General features: G+C 30.7%; 4 protein-coding genes. 1 reads left to right on the forward strand and 3 read right to left on the reverse strand.

Annotated features, from left to right (window positions below; genetic code table 11):
• Positions 1 to 71: 71 nt before the first annotated feature.
• The 3 genes from NSA58_RS14955 to NSA58_RS14965 form a co-directional block, all read right to left on the reverse strand.
• Positions 72 to 1,982 carry an ABC transporter ATP-binding protein gene (locus NSA58_RS14955; protein WP_257560641.1) on the reverse strand — a complete coding sequence of 637 codons (1,911 nt, stop codon included), beginning with the start codon at positions 1,980 to 1,982 and terminating at the stop codon, positions 72 to 74.
• Positions 1,966 to 3,711 carry an ABC transporter ATP-binding protein gene (locus NSA58_RS14960; protein WP_074429746.1) on the reverse strand — a complete coding sequence of 582 codons (1,746 nt, stop codon included), beginning with the start codon at positions 3,709 to 3,711 and terminating at the stop codon, positions 1,966 to 1,968. The genes NSA58_RS14955 and NSA58_RS14960 overlap by 17 nt, the downstream gene beginning before the upstream one ends.
• An 88-nt stretch (positions 3,712 to 3,799) precedes the next feature.
• Complete coding sequence (locus NSA58_RS14965) at positions 3,800 to 4,246, reverse strand: MarR family winged helix-turn-helix transcriptional regulator (RefSeq protein WP_152607193.1); 447 nt, start codon at positions 4,244 to 4,246, stop codon at positions 3,800 to 3,802.
• Between the two features lie 196 nt (positions 4,247 to 4,442).
• Here NSA58_RS14965 and NSA58_RS14970 point away from each other — a divergent pair, with 196 nt between their 5' ends.
• Positions 4,443 to 5,519: a ComEC/Rec2 family competence protein gene (locus NSA58_RS14970; RefSeq protein ID WP_052232816.1), complete on the forward strand. Its 1,077-nt coding sequence runs from the start codon at positions 4,443 to 4,445 to the stop codon at positions 5,517 to 5,519.
• Positions 5,520 to 5,689: the final 170 nt, after the last annotated feature.

Here is a 5,689-nt window from a genome sequence, read left to right on the forward strand (position 1 = left end):
AAACGTTTTTCATACTAAAAAAAGCGTACAATATTGTACACTTTCAAATTATTTTTTATTTAATTTTTCTACTATTCCAGTTCAAATGCTCCCGTATATAACTGATAATACTTACCACCTTTTGCAATAAGAGATTCATGATTACCCCTTTCAATTATTCTTCCCAGCTCCAAAACCATAATAGCATCTGAGTTTCTAACTGTTGATAATCTATGAGCTATAACAAAAGTTGTACGTCCAAGCATCAAACTATCCATGCCATCTTGAACTAAATGTTCTGTTCTTGTATCTATACTACTTGTTGCTTCATCAAGAATTAATACTGGAGGATTAGCTACTGCTACACGAGCTATGGCTAGTAACTGTCTTTGACCTTGACTTAAGTTTCCACCATCACCAGTAAGTACTGTGTCATAACCTTTAGGTAATCTTTTTATAAATCCATGGGCATTGGCAAGTTTTGCAGCTGAAATTACTTCTTCCTCAGTGGCATCTAATTTTCCGTATCTTATATTGTCTGCCACAGTTCCTGTAAACAAATGTGTATCTTGTAAGACTATTCCCAAACTTCGTCTAAGATCTGGCTTTTTAATTTTGTTTATATTTATATTATCATATCTAATTTTACCATCTTGTATATCATAAAAACGGTTAATTAAATTTGTAATTGTAGTTTTACCTGCTCCTGTTGCACCAACAAAAGCAATCTTTTGTCCTGGCTCTGCGTATAATTTTATATTGTGAAGAATTGTTTTTTCATCATTATATCCAAAGTCCACATCATTAAATACCACATTTCCTTGAAGTTTAGTCAGTGTTAAACTACCATCACTATGTGGATGCTTCCAAGCCCAAGTTCCTGTTACTTCTTCACATTCAGTTAAATTACCATTCTTATCTTCTTTTACGTTTACTAAAGTAACATATCCTTCATCTAATTCACTTTCTTCATCCATCAAATTAAATATCCTCTGAGCACCAGCCAAAGCCATAACTACTGAGTTTAACTGCTGACTCACCTGACTTATTGGTTGGTTAAAACTTTTGTTAAGTTGTAAAAAAGATGCTAGGCCTCCAAGAGTAAACGAAGTAAATCCTGTTATTGCTAAGACAGAACCTGCTATGGCACAAATTACATAACTTAAATTTCCTAAATTTACGTTTATTGGCATAAGTATGTTAGCAAATCCATTAGCATTGTTTGCACTGTCAAATAATTCTTCATTTAGCTCATTAAATTTATTTATACTTTCTTCTTCATGACAAAATACTTTTACAACCTTTTGCCCATCCATCATTTCTTCTATATATCCATTTAACTCACCGATTGATTTTTGTTGCTTAGCAAAATATCCACCAGCTTTTCCTGCTACTTTTCCTGTGACAGAAACCATTATACTAACCATAATAACTGTAAGAATAGTTAAAGGTATATTTAAAATTACCATACTTATAAATACACTTATTATATTTGCCACAGAGCTGACTAATTGTGGTATACTTTGACCAATCATTTGTCGAAGAGTATCTGTATCATTTGTGTAAATACTCATTATATCTCCATGAGAGTGAGTATCAAAATATTTTATAGGTAAGCTTTCCATATGAGTAAATAAATCCACACGTATTTTTCTTAAAGTACCTTGTGATACATTAACCATTATCCTATTGTAGGCGTAAGTCATTAGTGCTCCTGCTATAAATAATAAAGCTAGTTTAAATAAAGCTATTCCTAATGGTCCAAAATCCGGGTTAGATTGGTTAATCATAGGAAGAATATAATCATCTATTAAAGTTTGCATAAATAAAGTTCCCTTAACATTAGCAAAGGCAGAACCAAATATACAAATTAAAACTACGATACAATGAGGTGTGTAATTTTTTAGAATTATTCCCATTAATCTTTTAATTATTTTTAAAGGATTTTGATTAATTTCTGTAGGTTTTTTAATCATCATTTCTTTTCTATTTTGCGATTTCATATTCTTCATCATCTCCCTTCATTTGAGAATTATAAACATCAGAATATATTTCATTATTTTCTAGTAATTCTTTATGAGTACCAAATCCACTTATTTTACCATCATCTAAAACAAGAATTTTATCAGCATCTTGCACACTTGATATACGCTGTGCAATTATTATTTTTGTTGTATTAGGTATTTCCTTTGCAAATGCAGATCTAATCTTAGCATCTGTTGCTGTGTCTACTGCACTTGTTGAGTCGTCAAGAATTAATATCTTAGGTTTTTTAAGTAATGCTCTTGCAATACATAAACGTTGTTTTTGACCACCTGATACATTTGTTCCACCTTGCTCTATAAATGTGTCATACTTGTCTGGTAATGTGTCAATAAACTCCTCTGCGCAGGCAAGTTTACAAGCCCTAACTATTTCTTCATCACTAGCATTTTTATCTCCCCAACGAAGATTTTCTTTTATTGTTCCACTAAACAACACATTTTTTTGTAAAACTACTGATACTTCATTTCTTAAAGTTTCTATATCATAAGTTCTAACATCTTTTCCACCTACTAAAACTTCACCTTCACTCACATCATATAAACGTGATATTAAACTAACTAAACTTGACTTAGAAGAACCCGTTCCTCCAATTATTCCCACAGTTTCTCCTGATTTTATATGAAGGTCAATATCTTGAAGTACGTATTTCTCACTTCCCTTTTTGTAAGCAAAACTAACATTATTAAAATCTATGTCTCCATTTTCTATTTCAAAGTCAGGAGTATCTGGATTAGTAAGATCACTTTTTTCTTCCAAAACTTCTGCAATACGCTCTGCCGAAGCTTTTGACATGGTAATCATGACAAATACCATAGATAACATCATTAAACTTATCATTATATTCATAATATAACTAAATAAACTTACAAGTTGACCTGTCGTTAAAGCTCCACCTACTATCATTTTTGCACCAAACCATGATAAACCTAATATACAAGCATAAACACTTAACATCATAACTGGCATATTGCATGATAATATACTTTCAGCCTTAACAAATAATTTATAAACATTGTCTGCAGCTTTTTCAAATTTTTTCACTTCATAATCTTCTCTTACATAAGCTTTAACAACACGAATTGCATTTACATTTTCTTGTACGCTAGCATTTAAATCATCGTACTTTTGGAATACCTTTATAAAAATAGGATGGGCACTTCTTATGATTATTGCTAAACAAATTCCTAAAAATACTATAGCTACAAAAAATAATGAGCTAAGTTTTGGACTTATAGATATACACATTATTACAGCACAAATTAGCATCATTGGCGCACGTGTACACATACGAAGTATCATTTGATAGGCATTTTGCACATTTGTTACATCCGTAGTCATACGAGTAACAAGACCTGATGTTGAGTATTTATCTATATTAGAGAAAGAAAAACTTTGTATATTTTCAAACATTCCTTTTCTAAGGTTTTTTGCAAATCCTGCACTTGCCTTGGCTGCAGTTTTTCCATTTAACACACCAAATAATAATGAAAACATGGCCATAAGAACCATTATCCCCCCTACTATGAATACATGGTTCATATTTCCATCTGATACACCTTTATCTATTATGGATGCCATAAGTAAAGGAATTAAAAGTTCCATTATAACTTCACATATAACAAAGATTGGTGTTAATATGGATGTTTTTTTATACTCTTTTACTTGAGCACTTAAAGTTTTAAGCATAATATCTCCCCCTTATAAGTAAGTAATTATTTATTTTTGTAAGCTCCCTAACAATATTACTTAAATTAAAGCTGCTAAAAGTAGCAGCTTATTTTTCCAAATTTGTTTTAACTTGTTTCATTACTTTAAAAAATACATCTAAATCTTCCTGAGAAATCCCCTCACAAAGCATTTTTTCATGCTCTATTATTCCTTCAGTTATCATTTTCCCTATTTCAATGGCTTTAGGTGTTAGAACTAATTTTTTTAGTCTAGCATCATGAGGAACTGCTTCCCTAGTAATTAAATCATTTTTCTCCATCAACTGTAAAATCCCCGTAGCAGTTGAGCGTCGAACAGAAAACTCCTCTTCTAAATCACGTTGGAAAATATCTTTTCCTTCATGCTCACTTAAATAACCTATTACCCATCTTTGCATTCCTGTCAAATTTTCCAGTTTTTTATGAACGGGTGAAGATTCAAAGTTTCGTTTTAAAAGATTATGTACAGTTTTAATTTCGAAGCCAACCATTTTTTCTTTGTTGATTTGAAACACCTCTTTTCTGTTAGGATACTAACAGAATACTTCTTTAAATAACATTTGTCAATGAATTAAATATGAAATCATGTTGTTGAAAATATTTGTATAATTATATAAATTAACCAATATTATTGTAATAATTCACTGAAAATCATTTAAAAATGTCGTTTGAAAATGTATAATATTACTAGAAATGTGAGGGGGAATCAAAATGAAATTAAGTAAAAAATTATTATCCTTAGGACTGGCTGTTCTTATGACTGCTGGAACTTATGTAAACTCATATCCTGCAAAAAAACAAGATATGACAATCGAATTTATTAATGTGGGAGCTGGAGATGCCATATATATTGAAACACCAAGTGGTGATGATATATTAATAGATGCTGGAACAGCTGGCAATGGCAAAAAGGTAGTAAATTATCTTAAAAGCCAAGAAAAATCCATGGACTTAGAATACGTTATATCTACTCATCCAGATGCAGATCATGTAGGTGGTCTAAAATATGTTTTCCAAAATATGAAGGTAAAAAAATTCTATTATCCAAAAGATACATCATATAGTACTAAAACTGCAAAAGAAGTTTTAAGTTTAGCTAAAAAAGAATCAGGATGTAAAATTTATGATGCTAAAAGTGGAACAAAATTAAGTAGTGGTGGAGCTAAATTTGAATTTGTACATAGTATCAAAAATTACTCATCAGACAATGAAGACTCTGTAATGACTTATATTGACTATGGAAATTTAGAAGTTTTATTAACTGGTGACGCAGAAAAGGGTGCAGAAAGTGCAGCAAAAAAATATAATGTGGATATTCTTCAAATGCCACATCATGGCTCTGCTGGATCTTCATCTTCTTCTTTTATAAAAAGATTTGATCCAGAAAAAATAATCATAAGTACTGATGGTAAAAAATATGGCCATCCTTCTGCAAATGCTTTAAAAAGATATATAAGTTATGACAAAAATATAGATGTTTATAGAACTGATAGAAATGGAAATATTAAAATTAACGCAAACGGAAAGAAATGGTGGGTAAAAACTAATAAATATTCATCTCAAAAAGTAACTGCTACAAAACCTGGAAGTGGCTCAACTTCTTCTGGTAGTTCTTCTAATGGTAGTTCTTCTGGTTCAGCTACTAAATATGTATATGCTAATGGAGGATCTTCTTCTTCAAACAAATATCATAAAAGCGCCACTGCCCATGGAATGAAGGATGCCATAAAAATGAGCGAAAGTACTGCAAAGAAAAATGGATACATAGCCTGTAAAACTTGTTATTAATAATCATACATAAAAAACTACAAAAATAAATAGTAATTCTTTATAATAAAAAATCCGCTTTCTCTTGAACAAACTGTTAACAAAACATTTTGTTATCACCTTAGGCCACTGCATAGCCCACATGAGTAAAGCGAATTTTTTATTTATCTTATAGTCAATCTTTCATAATT

It is taken from the genome of Terrisporobacter muris (genome assembly GCF_024621905.1).
Lineage (GTDB): Bacteria > Bacillota > Clostridia > Peptostreptococcales > Peptostreptococcaceae > Terrisporobacter > Terrisporobacter muris.